The following is a 17,764-nucleotide window of genomic DNA, read 5'->3' on the forward strand; positions in this document are numbered from 1 at the left end:
GCCGATCAGTGATGACGCGGTGGTCATGAACTCCCGTGAGGTCTTCCCGTTCCAGGAGGGCTATGAGGAGCACGTCGACGCGATCTATGACGGTCGTTACGACACGGTGGACCTGGAGCTGGCGCAGCAGAAGTTCGAGGAGTCCGGTCTGGAAGAGGGCACCGAGATCCGCATCGGCTACGGCGCGGGCAACCAGCGTCGGGTCAACGAGGTCGCGCTGATCAAGGCCTCCTGTGACCAGGTCGGCTTCAACATCGTGGATGCCTCGGCTCCGGGGCTGGGCGATGTGCTGTCCTCGGGTGACTGGGAGATCGCGCTGTTCGCCTGGGCCGGTTCCGGCACGGTGACTGGCTCGGCGTTCTGGTACGAGATCGACGGCCCCGGCAACTACGGCCAGTGGGTCAACGAGGCCGCGGACCAGGCGTGGCAGACCATCTCCACGAGCCTGGACGAGGACGTGCAGGCTGAGCAGCTGGCCATCATCGAGACCGAGGCCTGGAACGACCTGCACAGCATCCCGGTCTTCGCCCACCCGGGCATCGTCGCCCACGACGCGACGATCGACAATGTCATCCACAACGCGAGCCAGACCGGTGTGCCGTGGAACGCGGAGCAGTGGGTCCGCGGCGAGTGATCGCGGCTGACCCCCGACCGGCACGCGCCGGTCACCTCTGCTAACACACCGCTGTAGCGCACCGCCGGTGGGGCGGGACCCAGGTCCCGCCCCACCGGTCCGTCCGGACCCAGGTGGGGACGGCGTGACAGGCCGTGGTTGGAGCGTTACGCTCACACGACCCGAGGCCGCCGCGGCACACTCCAGTTCTTGAAGGGAAAACCCCGTGCTCCGATTTATCTTGCGCAGGTTAGGCGTCTCGGCGCTCATCCTCGTGCTGGGATCAGTCTTCCTGTTCTTCATCACCGTCTTCTCCGGTGATCCCTTGGAGGACCTCCGCGAGAGCCGCGACCGCAACCGGGAGCAGCTGATCGCGGCCCGCGAGCGGAACATGAACCTCAACGAGCCATGGTACGCCCGCTATTGGATCTGGGCGGTGGGCGTCGGCAAGTGCGTGACCCTCAACTGCGATCTGGGCACTGACTCCCGCGGGGCCGACATCGGCACGGCCCTGATGAACGCGGCCGGCAGCACGCTGCGGCTGGTCACCCTGGCCACCGCCCTGGCCATCATCATCGGCATCACGATGGGCATCCTCGCCGCGATCCGGCAGTACTCCGGCTTCGACTACATCGTCACCTTCGCCGCCTTCCTGTTCTTCTCCCTCCCGGTCTTCTGGGTCGCGGTGCTCCTGAAGGAGTACGGCGCGATCCGGTTCAACAACTGGATGGCTGATCCATCGATCTCATTAACAGCGGGCATCGTGATCGGGGTGCTGTTCGGTCTGGTGATCGCCTCTCTGCTCGGCGGTGACCTGCGTCGCAAACTGATCACCTTCGCCGTGTCGGCGCTGGTCGCCTTCGGTGCGGTCACCTACTTCGACTCGGTCGAGTGGTGGAGGCAACCCGCCCTGGGCCTGGGTCTGATCATCCTCATCGCCCTCGGTGCGGCTGTGTTGCTGACCTACCTGGCCGTCGGACGGTCGAACCTGAAGATCCTCTATGCCGGGCTGACCACGATCGCCGCGGGGGTCGTGGGAACCTTCGTCTTCGGTGGCTGGATCGAGTCGCCGACCTACCCGCTGCTGCTGCTGATGCTGGCCATCAGCGTCGTTGCCGCGATCGTCATCGGCTGGTTCTGGGGTGGTTGGGACAAGCGGATCGCCATCTGGGTCTCGGTCGGCACCGCCGTGGCCTTCGCCGGCGCCACCGCCCTGGACCAGTTGCTGCGCAACTGGGGTCCGTTCCTGGACCGCAAACCTCGGCCCATCTCCACCATCGGCAGTGGCTCACCGAACTTCGACGGGCCGTTCTGGACCGGTGTCTGGGACTGGGGGGTCCAGCTGATCCTGCCGACCATCGTGCTCACCGTCATCTCGCTGGCGAGCTACAGCCGCTACACCAGGGCCTCGATGCTGGAGACCATTCGCCAGGACTATGTCCGCACCGCCCGGTCCAAGGGACTCTCGGAGCGGGTGGTCATCACCAAGCACGCACTGCGCAACGCGCTGATCCCGATCACCACCATCGTGGCCTTCGACTTCGCCGGCCTGATCGGCGGTGCCGTCGTCACCGAGTCGGTCTTCGGCTGGAAGGGCATGGGCGCGATGTTCCAGGAGGGGTTGACCCGGGTCGATCCTGGGCCGGTGATGGCGTTCTATCTGGTCACCGGCACCGCGGCCGTGTTGATGAACATGATCGCCGATATCTCGTACGCCTTCCTCGACCCGCGGATCCGGACGTGAGCTGGTGGAGCACCGTGACCAACCAGCCCGCCCCAACTCCATCCGGAGGATGCCATGAGTGAAGACAACGACAAGCCCGAGGCCCCGGGCAGCGGTCGGGAACACATCTCCCCGATCCCCGAACAGAAGGACCCCGGCTCACTGCAGCACCGGGAGATCGTCGTCAGTGACGAGCTCTCGGTCGAGAAGCAGATCGACCTGACCCAGAAGTCCTACTCCCAGGGCGAGCTGATTCGCCGGCGGTTCTTCCGCCACAAGGGCGCGATGGCCTCCTTGGCCTTCCTGGTCTTCATCACCCTGATGGCCGTCAGCTCCATCGGCTACGGGATCATCCCCGGCTGGTGGGACAAGGACTACTACTCCGCCGCCTTCGTGGAGAATGGTGGACGCCCCACGCTGAGTCTCTTCCCCCCGGTCTGGGGCGAGTACCCGTTCGGCCAGGAGGACGCCGGCAAGGACTACTTCGCACTGACCATGCGCGGGACGCAACGATCGCTGATCATCGCCTTCACCGTCGGCATCATGTCCACGCTCGTCGGCACGCTGATCGGTGCCATCGCCGGCTACTTCCGGGGCTGGATCGAGGCCATCCTCATGCGGATCACCGACCTGTTCATCGTCATCCCGCTGCTGGTCATGGCCGCAGTCCTGGGGCAGGTCAGTGGCGGTGGCATCTGGCCGCTGGCGATCATGCTCAGCCTGGTGACCTGGACCGGCCTGGCCCGGCTGGTGCGAGGGGAGGTCCTCTCCCTCCGGGAGCGTGACTTCGTCATGGCAGCCGAGGCCGTCGGCACCTCCTCCAGGCGGATCATCTTCAAGCACATCCTGCCCAACACGATCGGCACGATCATCGTCAGCGCGACGCTGTCCATCGCCGCGGTGATCCTGCTGGAGAGCGCGTTGAGCTTCCTGGGCTTCGGTGTCAAGGCACCGGACACCTCCCTGGGCCAGCTGATCTCGATCTACCAGAACAGCTTCACGGTGCGTCCGTGGCTCTTCTGGTGGCCGGGCATGATCATCCTCGGCATCGCGCTGTCGGTGAACTTCCTCGGCGACGGCCTCCGTGACGCCTTCGACCCCCGCCAGAGCAGGAGCGACTGATGACGACGACCACTGACAACACCTCCGGTGCCGTCCTCGACTTCACCGACGTCGACGTCCGGTTCTCCACCGAGTTCGGCTCGGTCCACGCGGTCAAGGGCGTGTCGCTGCACGTGCAGCCCGGCGAGGTCGTCGCCCTGGTCGGGGAGTCCGGCTCCGGCAAGTCGGTCACCTCGATGACCGCCATGCGGCTGCTGCCCGGCAATGCCCGGATCGGTGGCGAGATCACCGTCAACGGCCAGGGCATCCGCACGTTGTCCGAAGGCGCCATGCGGCGCCTGCGCGGCAACGACATCGCGATGGTCTTCCAGGAGCCGATGACGGCTCTGAACCCCGTGCTGACGATCGGCACCCAGATGACCGAGGCCCTCGAGCTGCACGGCATCGCCTCTGGCAAGGCCGCGGTCCAGCGCGCCATCGAGCTGTTGGACATGGTGGGGATCCCGGACCCGGAGCGTCGGGTCAAGCAGTATCCCCACGAGCTCTCCGGCGGCCAGCGGCAACGCGTGGTGATCGCCATCGCGATCAGCTGTGACCCCAAGGTCATCATTGCCGACGAGCCCACGACGGCCCTGGACGTCACGGTGCAGGCCGACATCCTGGACCTGCTGCGGTCACTGAAGGACAAGCTCAACACCGGCATCCTCCTGATCACGCACAACATGGGCGTGGTCGCCGACATGGCCGACCGCGTCGCGGTGATGTTCAAGGGTGACCTGGTCGAGACCGGGACCGCTGATGAGGTGCTGCTCAACCCGCAGCACGACTACACCAAGATGCTCCTGTCGGCGGTGCCCAGGTTGGGAGCCGGCCGCGCGCAGATGGGCATCAATATCAGCGAGGACTCGGTCGATGAGTCCGCCGACCTGGCGATCGACCTGGAGAACCTGGTGATCGAGTACCAGCGGCTGGGCAAGGCGCCGTTCCGGGCGGTCGACGACGTCAGCTTCCAGGTGCGACAGGGTGAGATCGTCGGCCTGGTCGGTGAGTCGGGCTCGGGCAAGTCGACGATCGGTCGGTGCGCCCTCGGCCTGATCCCCGCCGCCGGCGGATCGTTCCGTCTGCTCGGTGAGGACATCACCGGCATGAACCGCAAGCAGCTCAAGTCGATCCGGCGGCGGATCGGCGTGATCTTCCAGGACCCGGCGGCCTCGCTCAACCCGCGACTGCCGATCGGCGAGTGCATCAGCGAGCCGCTGGTCGTGCACAAGGTCGGCAACCGCAAGAGCCAGGAGCAGAAGGTCTATGAGCTCCTGGATGCGGTCGAGCTGCCGCGGGAGGTCTTCAACCGCTATCCGCACGAGGTGTCCGGCGGGCAGCGCCAGCGCATCTCCATCGCGCGCGCGCTGACCCTGGACCCTGAGCTGCTCGTGGCGGACGAGCCGACGTCCGCCCTGGATGTGTCGGTGCAGGCGAAGGTGCTCAACATCTTCAGCGACCTGCAGGCCCGCTACAAGTTCGCCTGCCTGTTCATCAGCCACGATCTGGCGGTCATCGACCTGCTGGCCCACCAGGTCGTCGTGCTGCAGAGCGGGAAGGTCGTGGAGGCCGGACCGCGTGAGCAGGTGCTGATGGACCCCCAGGAGGAGTACACCCAGCGGCTGCTTGCTGCCGCGCCCGTCCCGCACCCGGGGGAGCAGCGGACGCGCCGCGAGGAGCGGCACGCACTTCTGCGACAGCTCGGGGACGAGATCGCGGAGATCAAGGGCGGCGGTCAGGAGTTCCACGACAAGGCCGGGGGAGTCTGAGGCAGAGGCACCCGCGCCCGTGAGAATTGTCTTTGCCGGCACGCCTGAGGCGGCGGTGCCCTCGTTGCACGCGCTGCTCGTCTCGCAGCACGATGTCAGCGCTGTGGTGACCCGTCCGGATGCTCGCTCAGGCCGGGGCCGCACGCTGGTGCAGTCGCCGGTTCGTCGTGTCGCACAGGAGGCCGGGGTCGAGGTGCTGACTCCGACCTCTGCCCGGGACCCGGAGTTCGCCTCCCGTCTCGCTGACCTGGCTCCGGACGCGTGCCCGGTCGTGGCCTACGGCGGGCTGATCCCGGCCACGCTCCTGACGGTCCCGCGGCACGGGTGGGTCAACCTGCACTTCTCGCTGCTGCCGGCCTGGAGGGGTGCGGCGCCGGTGCAGCATGCGCTCATGGCCGGCGACCAGATCACGGGTGCTTCGACGTTCCTGCTGGAGGAGGGGCTGGACACCGGCCCGGTGCTGGGGACGCTGACAGAACGCATCCGTGACACGGACACCTCGGGTGACCTGCTGGAACGGCTCGCCTCGGCCGGTGCAGAACTGCTCGTCGCCACGCTCGACGGCCTGGAGGAGGGCAGCCTGACCCCGCTTCCACAACCGCAGGACGGCATCTCGCACGCCCCCAAGCTCACCGTGGAGGACGCCCGGATCGACTGGAGCCGACCCGCGTATGCCGTGGACCGGCAGGTCCGCGGCTGCACCCCGGCTCCCGGTGCCTGGACCACCTTCCGGGGAGAGCGTCTGAAGGTGCAGCCCGTGCAGCGCCCCGCCCCCGGTGTGCCGTCCGGCACCGAGGAGCACGATGTCCGCGAGGCCCAGGTGGTCCCCGGCGAGCTGCTCGTGACGCGGCGCCAGATCCTCGTGGGGACCGCGGACCAGCCCGTGGTGCTGGGGCTGGTGCAACCCCACGGCAAGAAGGCCATGCCCGCCACCGACTGGGCCCGGGGAGCGCGGATCAGCGCTGGTGAGGTGCTCGGTGGCTGATCGACGAGGTCCGCGCCGTCGGAGCGCCCAGACGCCCGCCCAGCGTGCTCGCCGGGGTGACCCGGCGCGCGATGCCGCCTACGAGGTGATGCGGGCAGTGGCCGACGGCGGCTATGCGAACCTGGTCCTTCCCAAGGTTCTGCGGGCGGCCCGACTGCACGGACGGGACGCCGGGTTCGCCACCGAGCTCACCTACGGAACCCTGCGGATGCAGGGACTGTACGACGCCATCATCGACGCCTCCTTCGACCGCCCGGGACGGGCGATCGACCCGGCGGTGCGGGACATCGTGCGGCTCGGTGCCCATCAGCTCCTGGCCATGCGCGTCCCCGACCATGCGGCCGTCAGCGCCACGGTGGCACTGGCCCGCCAGCACGTGGGACAAGGGGCCGGAGGCTTCGTCAACGCCGTGCTGCGCAGGGTCTCCGAGCGCACCCGTCCGCAGTGGCTGGAGCAGGTGGCCGGCAGCATCGCCGATCCGGTGGAGCGACTCGCCGTGGAGCACTCGCACCCGGCGTGGGTCGTGCGGGCACTGCGAGCAGCGCTGCTCGGTCACGGTGCCAGCGACAGTGCGACCGTCGAGGCCGATCTGGCGACGCTGCTGGAGGCGCACAACACCCCGGCGCTCCCCACGCTGGTCGCTCGTCCCGGTCTGGGGGCGGAGGATGAGCTGACAGCCTCCGGAGGGGAGCCGAACGACACGGCGCCGACCGCCTGGACCATGCCGGGCGGGGACCCGGGGGAGCTGGCAGCGGTCCGCGAGGGTCGGGCCGCTGTCCAGGACGCCGGCTCCCAGCTGCTGGCGCTGGCCCTGGCCGCCGCCGACGTCCAGGGCAGTGGTGGGACGAGTGACCCGACCAACGGTGCGAGTGAACAGTGGCTGGACGTCTGTGCCGGCCCGGGCGGCAAGGCCGGCCTGCTCGCCGCGCTGGCAGCGCAACGCGGCGCCCGGCTGCGGGCCAACGAGGTGCAGCCGCACCGGGCCGACCTGGTGCGCAACACCTTGCGCGCCATCCGGCACATCCACCCCGAGAGCGTCCACGTGACCGTTGACGACGGTCGCGAGATCGGTGAGTCCGACCCCGGGCGCTACGACCGGGTGCTCGTCGATGCTCCCTGCACCGGCCTCGGGGCACTGCGCCGTCGTCCGGAAGCACGGTGGCGCCGCACGCCCAAGGACCTGGCCGAGCTGGGGCCGCTGCAGCGTGAGCTGTTGGCCTCGGCCATCGAGGCCACGCGGCCCGGGGGAGTCGTGCTCTACTCCACCTGCTCCCCGCACCTCGCCGAGACCGAGTTCGTGCTCAAGGACGTGCTCAAGGCGTTCCCGTCGGTGACCGCGCAGGACGTGCGGCCGTTGCTGGTCGATCGCGCGGGGCAGGTGCTGCCGGACACCGGACCAGGCCCCTTCGCCCAGCTGTGGCCGCACCGCCACGGCACGGACGGCATGTTCGTGGCGCTGCTGCAGGTGGCGCCCGACCGGCCACAGCATCCTGCCCCCACCGCAGCCCAGTAGGCTGGCCGCGTGCTCCAGATCAGCCCCAGCATCCTGTCTGCCGACTTCGCCAACCTTGAGTCCGAGCTGGCGAGGATCTCCACGGCCGACTGGGCCCACGTCGACGTGATGGACGGTCACTTCGTGCCGAACCTGACGCTCGGGCTGCCGGTCATCGAGGCGCTGAAGCGAGTCAGCCCCGTCCCGCTGGACTGCCACCTGATGATCGAGGACCCCGACCGGTGGGCACCGCAGTATGCCGAGGCCGGAGGTGCCTCGGTGACCTTCCACATCGAGGCAGCGAACGACCCGGTCGCGACGGCGCGTGCCATTCGGAGTGCGGGTGCCCGGGCCGCCTTCGCCGTCAAACCCGGCACGCCGTTCACTCCCTACGCCGACCTGTTGGCCGAGGTCGACATGGTGCTGGTCATGACCGTCGAGCCGGGGTTCGGTGGCCAGTCCTTCATGGCCGACCAGATGGCCAAGGTCGCCGAGGTCCGTGAGGCGGTGCGCAGACACGGAGGGGAGATCTGGGTGCAGGTCGACGGCGGCGTCTCCCAGGACACCATCGGGCAGTGTGTCGAGGCCGGTGCGGACGTCTTCGTGGCGGGGTCCGCGGTCTACGGCGCCGACGACGTCCCCGCGCGCGTCAGCGACCTACGCGCCCTGGCAGCCGAGCACGCCCCGCACTGACCCGGGCCGACCGGCCGCGAGGAGTTCGCCCGTGAGGGCCCCGGCGGGAGTCTGAGCGGATCGCGCCGTCAAGACGTTACGATAGGCGGGCAACACGTGCTCCGGGGTCGGTGAAATTCCGAGCCGGCGGTGAGAGTCCGCGACCCGGCCGCAGCCAGCGGCCGGCTGACCTGGTGAAACTCCGGGACCGACGGTGAAAGTCCGGATGGGAGGCAGCACGCACGTCGCCGCAGTGACGGGACTGCACGGAGAAGGTGCCGGCAACGGCATACCGGACAGGCTCAGCCGCACGACACGCAACGCTTTCATGCACACCCCCGGCGCCCACACCGTTCGTGGCCGGGGGTGATCTCGTTCCCGGCCACCCGATCCGCAAAGGACGCATGTCGTGGACGTCTGGAACGACCTGTTCACCGCCGAGCTCCAACTCGGCCAGCACGCCATCCTCTGGCGAGAGGTCATTGGCAACCTGTTCGGCATCGGCTCGGCGATCCTCGGCATGCGCCGCTTCGTCTGGGCCTGGCCGGTGGGGATCATCGGCAATGTCTTCCTCTTCACCGTGTTCATGGGGGTGTGGTTCGCCACACCCCAGGAGCACAGCCTGTTCGGGCAGGCCGCCCGCCAGGTCTTCTTCATCATCACCAGCGTCTACGGCTGGTGGGCCTGGAACGAGTCCCGCCGGACCCGCGGCAAGGGAGAGCCGGCGATCACGCCGCGGTGGGCCACGGCACGCGAGCGGGTGGCCTACCTGCTCGCCGCCGCCGGGCTCGTCGTGCTCTGCCAGTGGCTCTTCCAGGTGGTGGGCGTCGGCTGGCCGGCGCCGGGCTGGTACTACTGGACCGACGCCTGGATCTTCGTCGGCTCCATCCTGGCCACCTACGCCATGGCGCGCGGGTGGGTCGACTTCTGGCTCGTCTGGATCGCGGTGGACCTGATCGGAGTGCCTCTGCTGTGGCACTCGGGCTACTACCCCTCAGCCATCATGTATGCCGTGTACGGCGCCTTCGTCCTGTGGGGCTTCTTCGTGTGGCGTCGCGCCGCTCGGGACGAGAACCCGCAGCCGAGCCGGGCGCAGGCCGAGGCCCCTGTCGGCTGACCGCTGGCGGGTCACCCGGCTGGTCCGGTGAACTAGGCTGAGCGGGTGAGTAGCAAGGACCCGTATGCCGTGTTCCGGCCCCGGCGCGGATCTCTCGTGGCGTGGGGTTGTGCTCTCGCGGTCCTGGTGGTGTTCGGCGGGCTGGCAGCCCTCGCCCCGGGCGGGTGGACGCTTCCGGACCGGCTCCTGCTCGGGTTCTTCGCCGTGGTCGTGGCGGCCGGGCTGCTCCGGTTCGGGCTGGTGCGGGCCGTGCCCAGCCCGGAGGGCCTCACGGTGATCAACCTGGTGCACCGCCGAGAGGTGGAGTGGGCCCAGATCGTGCGAGTGGGGACCTTTGCCGCTGGCAGTCCCTGGCTGGTCCTCGAGCTCTCGGACACCGAGGAGCTGTCGGTGATGGGGATCCAGCGGGCGGACGGTGAGTTTGCCCGCGGCGAGGCGGCACGGCTGGCCGCGCTGGTGGAGCACCACAGCAGGTAGGTGACCGAACTCGGCAGTTCGGCCGCTGTCGAGTTATCCGGTTCGGAAACACCAACCACTCGTGCGAAGATGGCGGGTGCGCCAACCGGGTGGGTCCGGTCCGCGCCCACCCCTCGTGCTGAAGGAGCCGTCCGACGTGACCTCTGCGACCAGACCGGTCGACCGCCCCCGCCCCTCGCCCGCCATCCTGCGCCAGGGGCTGCGCGTCCTGTGGACGGGCATCCGACAGCAGAAGAAGGTCTTCTCCGTCGCGGTCGGCGGGGCCGCGCTCTGGGCCCTGGCGACCGTCGCGACCGCCTGGGCGATCGGCTACGTCACCGAGCACGCGGTGACGCCTGCCGTGGAGTCGGGCGAGGTCACCAGCGGCGGGCTGTGGATGATCTTCCTGGTGCTCTTCGGGGTGTTGCTGTTCAACATGGCGGGCGTGGTGCTGCGGCGGGTCGCGGCCTCCATCGCCGGGTTCAACCTGCAGGCGCTGTACCGCCGGCGCGTGACGCGGCAGTACCTGCGGCTCCCGCTGAGCTGGCACCACTCCCACCCCTCCGGTCAGCTGCTGTCCAACGCGCACGCCGACATCGAGGCCGCCTGGCAGATCTTCAACCCGCTGCCCATGGCCATCGGTGTGCTGGTGATGCTGGTCATCGCGGGCACCCAGATGGTGGTGGTGGATCCCTTCCTGGCCCTCATCGGTTTCCTGGTCTTCCCCGGCCTGTTCGCCGCCAACCTGGTCTTCCAGAGGGTCATGTCGCCGCGGATCACCCGGGCCCAGCAGTTGCGGGCCGAGGTGGCCGAGGTGGCCCACGAGTCCTTCGAGGCGGGCATGCTCGTCAAGGCCATGGGCCGCGAGCAGGAGGAGACCACCCGGTTCGGTGGTGTCACCAACGACCTGCGCAACTCGCTGATCAATGTCGGCCGCACCCGCGGCATGTTCGAGCCGGTCATCGAGGCGATCCCCGTGCTGGGCACCCTGGCGGTGCTGGCCGTCGGCACCGCGCGCGTCGCCTCCGGTGACCTGAGTGCCGCGGACGTCGTGGAGATCGCCTACCTGTTCTCCATCCTGGCCTTCCCGGTGCGCGCCCTGGGCTGGGTGCTCGCCGAGATCCCGCGCTCGGTGGTCGGCTTCAGACGGGTCGACTCGGTGCTGCAGGCCAAGGGATCCATGGAGTTCGGCGAGGGCGACCTGCCGCGTGAGGGTGCAGCGCACTCCCGCTCGGTCGGCGTCTCCTATGCCTTCGCCGAGCCCGCGGAGCGCGCCGTCCTGGGCGCCGAGGATCCGCTGGAGGACCCGGGGCCCAGCGTGCCGGTGGGCCCGCAGCGCGCGATGGCCATCCGGGACGTCACCCTCGATGTGCCCGCGGGCCGGACCGTCGCGCTGGTGGGGCCGACCGGCTCCGGGAAGTCCACGCTCACCAGCCTGGTCCTGCGACTGATCGACCCGGACAGCGGCACGGTGACGCTGGATGGCATCGACCTGCGCAGTGTGCGCAAGGGCGAGGTGCCAGAGGTCGGGACCCTGGTCGCGCAGCAGACCTTCATGTTCGATGACCCGGTGCGCGACAACGTCACGCTCGGTGCGGAGCTGCCCGACGACGTGGTCTGGGAGGCCCTGCGCACGGCGCGGGCCGACGGGTTCGTCAGCGGCATGCCGGGAGCCCTGGACGCGGTGATCGGTGAGCGCGGTGGCAACCTCTCCGGGGGGCAGCGCCAGCGGATCGCGCTGGCCCGGGCGATCGTGCGCAGGCCCCGGCTGCTCGTCCTCGACGACGCCACCAGCGCCGTGGACCCCTCGATCGAGCAGGCGATCCTGGGCGGGCTCCGAGAGACCGGCGACGGCATGACCGTGCTCGTGGTCGCTTACCGGATGGCCACCATCCAGCTCGCCGACCACATCGTCTATCTGGAGCAGGGCCAGGTGGTGGACCAGGGCACCCACGCCGAGCTCCTCGTGAGCTGTGAGGGCTACGGCGACCTGGTCAACGCCTATGCGCGAGAGGCCGCAGAACGAGCCGCGGTGGCGGCGGACGAGGAGACGGTGTGACGACCACGACACCCACTGCCCACGACGATGAGCACGAGGCAATCAACAGCGAGATCGGCGGCTCCCACGAGCTCAGCACCTGGGCCACGCTGAAGCGGGGCCTGGAGCTCTCGCCGGAGCTGGTCCGCGGCCTGTGGGTCACCGTGCTCCTGGCGCTCTTCGCCACTCTGGGCAAGGTCCTGATCCCCTTCGTCGTGCAGCAGGCGACGGACAACGGCATCCTCGCCGACGGCGGCCCCGACGTCGACTTCGTGCTGCGGGCGGTCCTGCTCGCGGCGGGGGCGATCATCTTCACCGGATTCGCGCAGTATGTCGTGAACGTCCGGTTGTTCAAGGCCGCCGAGTCCGGTCTGGCGACCCTGCGGATCAGGGCGTTCCGGCACATCCACGACCTGTCGGTGCTGACCCAGAGCACCGAGCGCCGGGGCGGACTGGTCGCCCGCGTCACCAACGACGTGGACACCATCTCGATGTTCGTCCAGTTCGGCGGCATCATGCTGCTGGTCTCGACCGCGCAGATGCTGGTCGCCACGGTGCTGATGGTGATCTACAGCCCGATCCTGGCTGGCGTCGTGTACCTGTGTGTGATCCCGCTGGTGGTCCTGGTCACCAAGTTCCAGCCGATGCTCGGGCGGGCCTACGGCGCCGTGCGGTTGCGGGTCGGTGATCTGCTGGGGGCGGTCTCGGAGTCGATCGTCGGGGCGGTGACCATCCGGGCCTACGGGGTCGAGGAACGCACCGAGGCCCGCATCGACGGGGCCATCGAGCGCCACCGCGCGGCGGCCATCAAGGCCCAGATCCGCTCGGTCATCGCGTTCACCTCGGGCCAGGCCTTCGGCGGCATCACGACCGCCATCGTGCTGGTGGTCGGCACCGTGCTGGCCGCGAACGACCAGATGACCCTTGGTCAGCTGCTGGCCTTCCTGTTCCTGGTCAACCTGTTCACCCAACCGGTGCAACAGGCCACGGAGATCTTCAACGAGCTGCAGAACGCCGTCGCCGGCTGGCGTCGGGTGATCGGCGTGATCGACACGCCCGCGGACGTCTCGGACCCGGGCACGGACGGCGTCCGCCTGCCCCGTGGGCCGATCACGGTCGAGTTCGAGGACATCGCCTTCTCCTACCCCGGGGGTGACCGGGTGCTGCAGGACGTCAACCTGACCTTCGAGCCGAGGACGCGGATCGCGGTGGTCGGCGAGACGGGCTCGGGCAAGACCACGCTGGCCAAACTGCTCACCCGACTGATGGACCCCAGCGAGGGCCGGGTGCTGATCGATGGCGTGGACCTGCGCGACATTGCCTTCGACAGCCTGCGCCGCCGCATCGTCATGGTGCCCCAGGAAGGCTTCCTGTTCGATGAGTCCCTGATGGAGAACATCCGGTTCGGACGCCCGGAGGCGGCCGATGAGGACATCGAGCTGGCGATGACCGAGCTGGGCCTCGACCCCTGGCTCTCCGGTCTGCCGTTGGGCCTGGCCACCCAGGTCGGGCAGCGTGGGGAGTCGCTGTCGGCGGGTGAGCGTCAGCTCGTTGCGATCGCCCGGGCCTACCTGGCCGACCCGGACCTGCTCGTGCTCGACGAGGCCACCAGCGCCGTCGACCCGGCCACGGAGGTGCGCATCCAGCGCGCCCTGGAGGGGCTGACCCGTGGACGCACGTCGGTGGCGATCGCGCACCGGCTGTCCACCGCCGAGGCCGCCGACGTGGTCGTCGTGGTCGACCGGGGCCACATCGTCGCGGTCGGACCGCACGAGGAGCTGGTCGACGCCGGTGGCGTCTACACCAGGATGCACGCCTCCTGGGCCGCCCAGCAGCAGGGCTGAGCCACCAGGGGCGATGATGGGCACATGAGGCAGATCGCGATGGGCACGTGAGGCGCTGGTGGCTCTGGGCGGCGCTCGGCACCGCCCTGTTGCTGGTGGCCTCCCAACAGACCTGGGCCTGCGGGTCGTGGCAGGACCCGGTCCTCGGCTCGACGCGGGTCGAGGCGAGCGGCACCCAGGTCGCCGGCACGCTCACCGCCGGTGCGCTCCTGGCCGGGGCGGCCCTGCTGGCAGGGCTGGTGGGCTCGCGACCGGTGCGTCTGGCGGCGGCTGTCTGTCTCGCCGCAGGGGCAGTCCTGGCCGGGATTCCGACGGTGCTGACCCTGCTGGGCCCCGGGAGCGCGGTCGAGGAGGTCGCCCGCCAGCGCCCTGGCGCCACGACCGTGAGCGTGCAGATCGAGGCCGCCACGACCTCGCTGTGGCCGTGGGTGGGCCTGGTGGCAGCGGCCCTGGTCCTCACCAGCGCCCTGCTGTGCCTGCTCCACTGGCTCCACCCGACCGGCCCGCGGAGCGCCGGTGTGCCCGGGGCGAGCTCAGGGGTGGGTCCGGAAGGGGCCGACGAGACCTCGCAGGGGGCGTCCACGGCGCGCCGGCGGAGCCGTCCGCGCGATCCGTGGGACGACCTGACCCAGGGCCACGACCCGACCGTCGAGGACTGAGCGCGCACTGGCGTGGCCCTGGCTGACGATAGAGTCCGACCTGGCACAATGGGCCTCCGAGCAGGCCCCCGACAGCACACCCGACACAGGAGTTTGACGATGCAAGATGAGCCCGGACACGGAAACAGCGTGGCGGCCTGGACCGGTGTGCTGCTCCTCCTGCTCGCCAGCCTGCTGCTCTCCCTCGGCGTATTCTTCGGCTGGGGATGGGCCAACTGGAGCGGCGTGGCCGTGGCCGTGATCGGGATCGGCGCCTGGTGGGGGCTCAACGCCGCCGGTTACAACGAGGAGCACTGGGAGAACCGCTGAGCGCGGTCCACGAGGTGACCGACGCCACCCTGCCCGGGGGACAGGTCCGCTGGTCAGCAGGACTACGCTGACAGGGTGCCCACCGTCCTCGATCAGATCATCAGCGGTGTCCGTGAGGACCTGACCGCCCGACGTGCCGTCACCCCGCTCGAGCAGCTCCGCGACCGGGTGGCCACGCAGCCCACGGCCCCCGATGCCCTGGCGGCGCTGAGCACGCCGGGCGGCGTGCACCTGATCGCCGAGGTGAAGCGGGCCAGCCCGTCCAAGGGGGCCCTGGCCGACATCCCGGACCCGGCAGTCCTGGCAGCGGAGTATGCCGAGGGCGGGGCGAGCGTGGTCAGCGTCCTGACCGAGCAGCGCCGTTTCGGGGGCAGCATCGCCGACCTGGACGCCGTCCGCGCCGCCGTGCCGGTCCCGGTGCTCCGCAAGGACTTCATCGTCGACCCCTACCAGGTCTGGGAGTCCCGGGCCCACGGCGCCAGCCTGGTCCTCCTCATGGCCTCGGCCCTGGAGCAGGAACAGCTCATCGACCTCCTCGGGCTGGTGGAGGAGCTCGGCATGCACGCCCTGCTCGAGGCCCACGACGAGGACGAGCTCGATCGCTGCCTGCAGGCGGGTGGCCGCATCGTGGGGGTCAACGCCCGCAACCTGAAGACCTTGGAGGTCGACCCGCTCACCGTGACCCGGCTGCTCCCGGGTCTGCCGCAGTCGGTGGTGGGTGTTGCGGAGTCGGGGGTCACCGGGCCGGACAGCGTCCGCACGTATGTTGCCGCCGGAGCCAGGGCGGTCCTGGTCGGTGAGGCCCTGGTCATCGGGTCCGATCCCCGGTCCGCGGTCCGGGAACTCCTGGCCGCGGGTGGACGTCGAGTGGATGTGGAGGAGGGGTCATGACGCAGACCGAACCGGGCGTGCAGCTCGGTCGCTTCGGTGACTTCGGCGGGCGGTTCGTCCCGGAGGCGCTGATCGCTGCCCTGGACGAGCTGGACGCGGCCCGCACGGCGGCCACGGCGGACCCCGAGTTCTCCCGGGAGCTCGCCCGGCTGCACCGGGACTACACCGGCCGCCCGACACCGCTGACCGAGGTGCCCCGCTTCGCCGAGCACGCAGGGGGTGCCCGGGTCTTCCTCAAGCGTGAGGACCTGACGCACACCGGCTCCCACAAGATCAACAACGTCCTCGGCCAGGCGCTGCTCACCGTGCGCATGGGCAAGAAGCGGGTGATCGCCGAGACCGGCGCCGGCCAGCACGGGGTCGCCACCGCCACCGCCGCCGCCCTGATGGGGTTGGACTGCACGGTCTACATGGGGGAGAAGGACACCCGCCGACAGTCGCTCAATGTGGCCCGCATGCGGCTGCTCGGCGCGGAGGTCGTGCCGGTCAGCCACGGCAGCTCCACGCTCAAGGACGCCATCAACGAGGCCTTGCGCGACTGGGTGACCAATGTCGAGGACACCCACTACCTCCTGGGCACCGTCACCGGGCCGCATCCCTTCCCCACCATGGTCCGCGACTTCCACCGCATCATCGGCGACGAGGCGCACGACCAGCTCAGGGAACTGACCGGCGGTCTGCCGGACATCGTCTGTGCCTGTGTGGGCGGCGGCTCCAACGCGATGGGCATCTTCCAGCGGTTCCGGGACGAACCCGGCGTGCGCCTGGTCGGCTTCGAGGCCGGCGGTGAAGGGGTGGCCACCGGGCGGCACGCCGCCCGCTTCAGCAGCGGCGAGCCGGGCGTGCTGCACGGCGCCGCCACCTACGTCCTGCAGGACGAGGACGGGCAGACCCTGGAGTCCCACTCGGTCTCGGCCGGGCTGGACTATCCGTCGGTCGGCCCGGAGCACGCCTATCTGCGCGCGAGTGGTCGGGCGGAGTATCAGCCGGTCAACGACGACGAGGCGATGGAGGCCTTCGCGCTGTTGTGCCGGACCGAGGGCATCCTCCCGGCGATCGAGTCGGCCCACGCGCTGGCGGGCGCCCTCAGGATGGGCAAGGAGGCCGAGCCCGGCACCGTCATCCTGGTCAACCTCTCCGGCCGGGGTGACAAGGACGTGGAGACCGCTGCGACCTGGTTCGGACTGACCGGGGAGGACGCTGTCCGGGCCGAGGCGCCTGGTGACGCCAGCGACGGCCCGCCGACGGACCCACCGCACGCGCCGAGTGAGGGGATCGAGTCGTGAGCGCACTGGACGCTGTCTTCGCCTCGTGCCGCGACCAGGGCCGGGCCGCTCTCGTGGCCTACCTGCCAGCCGGCTTCCCGGACGCTGCATCCTCCCGCGAGGCGATGGTCGCGCTGGTCGAGGCAGGAGCCGACATCGTCGAGGTCGGCGTGCCCTACACCGACCCGCTCATGGACGGGCCGGTGATCCAGGACGCGGCCGACCGGGCCCTCGCAGGGGGGTTCCGGGTGCGTGACCTGCTCGGCAACGTCGAGGCAGTCGCCGCGGCCGGCGGTTCGGCTGTTGTGATGAGCTACTGGAACCCGATCCTGCGCTATGGCCCCGACGACTTCGCCCGGGACCTGGCCGCCGCCGGCGGAGCCGGGCTGATCACCCCGGACCTCATCCCAGACGAGGCCGCCGACTGGCGCGCAGCGGCGCAGGCCCACGGGGTGGCCCCGATCTTCCTGGTCGCCCCGAGCTCGACCGATGCCCGACTCGCGATGACCACCAGTGCCTGCCGTGGCTTCGTCTATGCCGCGTCCACGATGGGGGTCACGGGCACCCGGGCCAGCGTCGGCGGTGGTGCGGCCGACCTCGTGGCACGCACCCGGGCGGTGACCGACCTGCCCATCAGCGTCGGGCTGGGAGTGTCCACCCGCGAGCAGGCCGCCGAGGTCGCCTCGTTCGCGGACGGCGTCATCGTCGGGTCCGCGCTGGTCCGGGCACTGGGTGAAGGCACCGCCTCCGGGGCGGGCCTCGACCCGTTGCGCACCCTGACCGCCGATCTGGCCGAGGGAGTCCGCCAGCGATGATCGGCCCACGCCGGG

General features: G+C 69.9%; 16 protein-coding genes and 1 riboswitch. All 16 genes read left to right on the top strand.

Annotation, left to right across the window (positions count from 1 at the left end; translation table 11 throughout):
• A partial coding sequence (locus DPQ65_RS05030; protein WP_475120342.1) for a periplasmic substrate-binding domain-containing protein occupies positions 1-634 on the top strand: 634 nt, incomplete at its 5' end.
• Between the two features lie 205 nt (positions 635-839).
• Positions 840-2,357, top strand: a complete 1,518-nt coding sequence (locus DPQ65_RS05035; protein WP_114906295.1) for an ABC transporter permease — start codon at positions 840-842, stop codon at positions 2,355-2,357.
• A 54-nt stretch (positions 2,358-2,411) separates the two neighbouring features.
• On the top strand, positions 2,412-3,458 hold the full coding sequence (locus tag DPQ65_RS05040) for an ABC transporter permease (RefSeq protein ID WP_114906296.1): 1,047 nt from the start codon (positions 2,412-2,414) through the stop codon (positions 3,456-3,458).
• Entirely contained in the window at positions 3,458-5,206 is a 1,749-nt protein-coding gene (locus DPQ65_RS05045) for an ABC transporter ATP-binding protein (RefSeq protein WP_114906297.1), read from the top strand. Before DPQ65_RS05040 ends, DPQ65_RS05045 begins: the two co-directional genes overlap by 1 nt.
• Positions 5,207-5,225: 19 nt before the next feature.
• On the top strand, positions 5,226-6,191 hold the full coding sequence (gene fmt / locus DPQ65_RS05050) for a methionyl-tRNA formyltransferase (protein ID WP_114906298.1): 966 nt from the start codon (positions 5,226-5,228) through the stop codon (positions 6,189-6,191).
• The gene (locus tag DPQ65_RS05055; protein ID WP_238146692.1) at positions 6,184-7,704 is read left to right on the top strand and encodes an RsmB/NOP family class I SAM-dependent RNA methyltransferase; all 1,521 of its coding nucleotides are present in this window, start codon (positions 6,184-6,186) and stop codon (positions 7,702-7,704) included. The genes fmt and DPQ65_RS05055 overlap by 8 nt, the downstream gene beginning before the upstream one ends.
• Positions 7,705-7,713: 9 nt before the next feature.
• Positions 7,714-8,376: a ribulose-phosphate 3-epimerase gene (rpe, locus tag DPQ65_RS05060; RefSeq protein WP_114906300.1), complete on the top strand. Its 663-nt coding sequence runs from the start codon at positions 7,714-7,716 to the stop codon at positions 8,374-8,376.
• 92 nt (positions 8,377-8,468) lie between these two features.
• Positions 8,469-8,599, top strand: a riboswitch (FMN riboswitch).
• Positions 8,600-8,764: 165 nt separating this feature from the next.
• Positions 8,765-9,472 (top strand): nicotinamide riboside transporter PnuC, encoded by a 708-nt coding sequence (gene pnuC / locus DPQ65_RS05065; protein WP_114906301.1) that lies wholly within the window; start codon positions 8,765-8,767, stop codon positions 9,470-9,472.
• Positions 9,473-9,517: 45 nt separating this feature from the next.
• Positions 9,518-9,949: a PH domain-containing protein gene (locus tag DPQ65_RS05070; protein WP_114906302.1), complete on the top strand. Its 432-nt coding sequence runs from the start codon at positions 9,518-9,520 to the stop codon at positions 9,947-9,949.
• A 136-nt stretch (positions 9,950-10,085) separates the two neighbouring features.
• Entirely contained in the window at positions 10,086-11,987 is a 1,902-nt protein-coding gene (locus tag DPQ65_RS05075) for an ABC transporter ATP-binding protein (protein ID WP_238146693.1), read from the top strand.
• Positions 11,984-13,810: an ABC transporter ATP-binding protein gene (locus DPQ65_RS05080; RefSeq protein ID WP_114906303.1), complete on the top strand. Its 1,827-nt coding sequence runs from the start codon at positions 11,984-11,986 to the stop codon at positions 13,808-13,810. The genes DPQ65_RS05075 and DPQ65_RS05080 overlap by 4 nt, the downstream gene beginning before the upstream one ends.
• Before the next feature lie 47 nt (positions 13,811-13,857).
• On the top strand, positions 13,858-14,469 hold the full coding sequence (locus DPQ65_RS05085; RefSeq protein ID WP_114906304.1) for a Trp biosynthesis-associated membrane protein: 612 nt from the start codon (positions 13,858-13,860) through the stop codon (positions 14,467-14,469).
• A 99-nt stretch (positions 14,470-14,568) separates the two neighbouring features.
• Positions 14,569-14,778 (top strand): DUF6704 family protein, encoded by a 210-nt coding sequence (locus DPQ65_RS05090; protein WP_114906305.1) that lies wholly within the window; start codon positions 14,569-14,571, stop codon positions 14,776-14,778.
• Between the two features lie 75 nt (positions 14,779-14,853).
• Entirely contained in the window at positions 14,854-15,669 is an 816-nt protein-coding gene (gene trpC / locus DPQ65_RS05095) for an indole-3-glycerol phosphate synthase TrpC (RefSeq protein WP_114906306.1), read from the top strand.
• Entirely contained in the window at positions 15,666-16,955 is a 1,290-nt protein-coding gene (trpB, locus tag DPQ65_RS05100; RefSeq protein ID WP_114906307.1) for a tryptophan synthase subunit beta, read from the top strand. The genes trpC and trpB overlap by 4 nt, the downstream gene beginning before the upstream one ends.
• Positions 16,952-17,749 (top strand): tryptophan synthase subunit alpha, encoded by a 798-nt coding sequence (trpA, locus tag DPQ65_RS05105; protein WP_114906308.1) that lies wholly within the window; start codon positions 16,952-16,954, stop codon positions 17,747-17,749. Before trpB ends, trpA begins: the two co-directional genes overlap by 4 nt.
• Positions 17,750-17,764 lie beyond the last annotated feature (15 nt).

Origin of the sequence: Ornithinimicrobium murale (assembly GCF_003352835.1) — a bacterium.
GTDB lineage: Bacteria > Actinomycetota > Actinomycetes > Actinomycetales > Dermatophilaceae > Ornithinicoccus > Ornithinicoccus muralis.

Excerpts from the sequence above, each read along its gene's own strand:
- DPQ65_RS05040 (WP_114906296.1), top strand. The coding sequence starts at position 2,412 with ATGAGTGAAGACAACGACAAGCCCGAGGCCCCGGGCAGCGGTCGGGAA.
- DPQ65_RS05045 (WP_114906297.1), top strand. The coding sequence starts at position 3,458 with ATGACGACGACCACTGACAACACCTCCGGTGCCGTCCTCGACTTCACC.
- DPQ65_RS05090 (WP_114906305.1), top strand. The coding sequence starts at position 14,569 with ATGCAAGATGAGCCCGGACACGGAAACAGCGTGGCGGCCTGGACCGGT.
- trpB (WP_114906307.1), top strand. The coding sequence starts at position 15,666 with ATGACGCAGACCGAACCGGGCGTGCAGCTCGGTCGCTTCGGTGACTTC.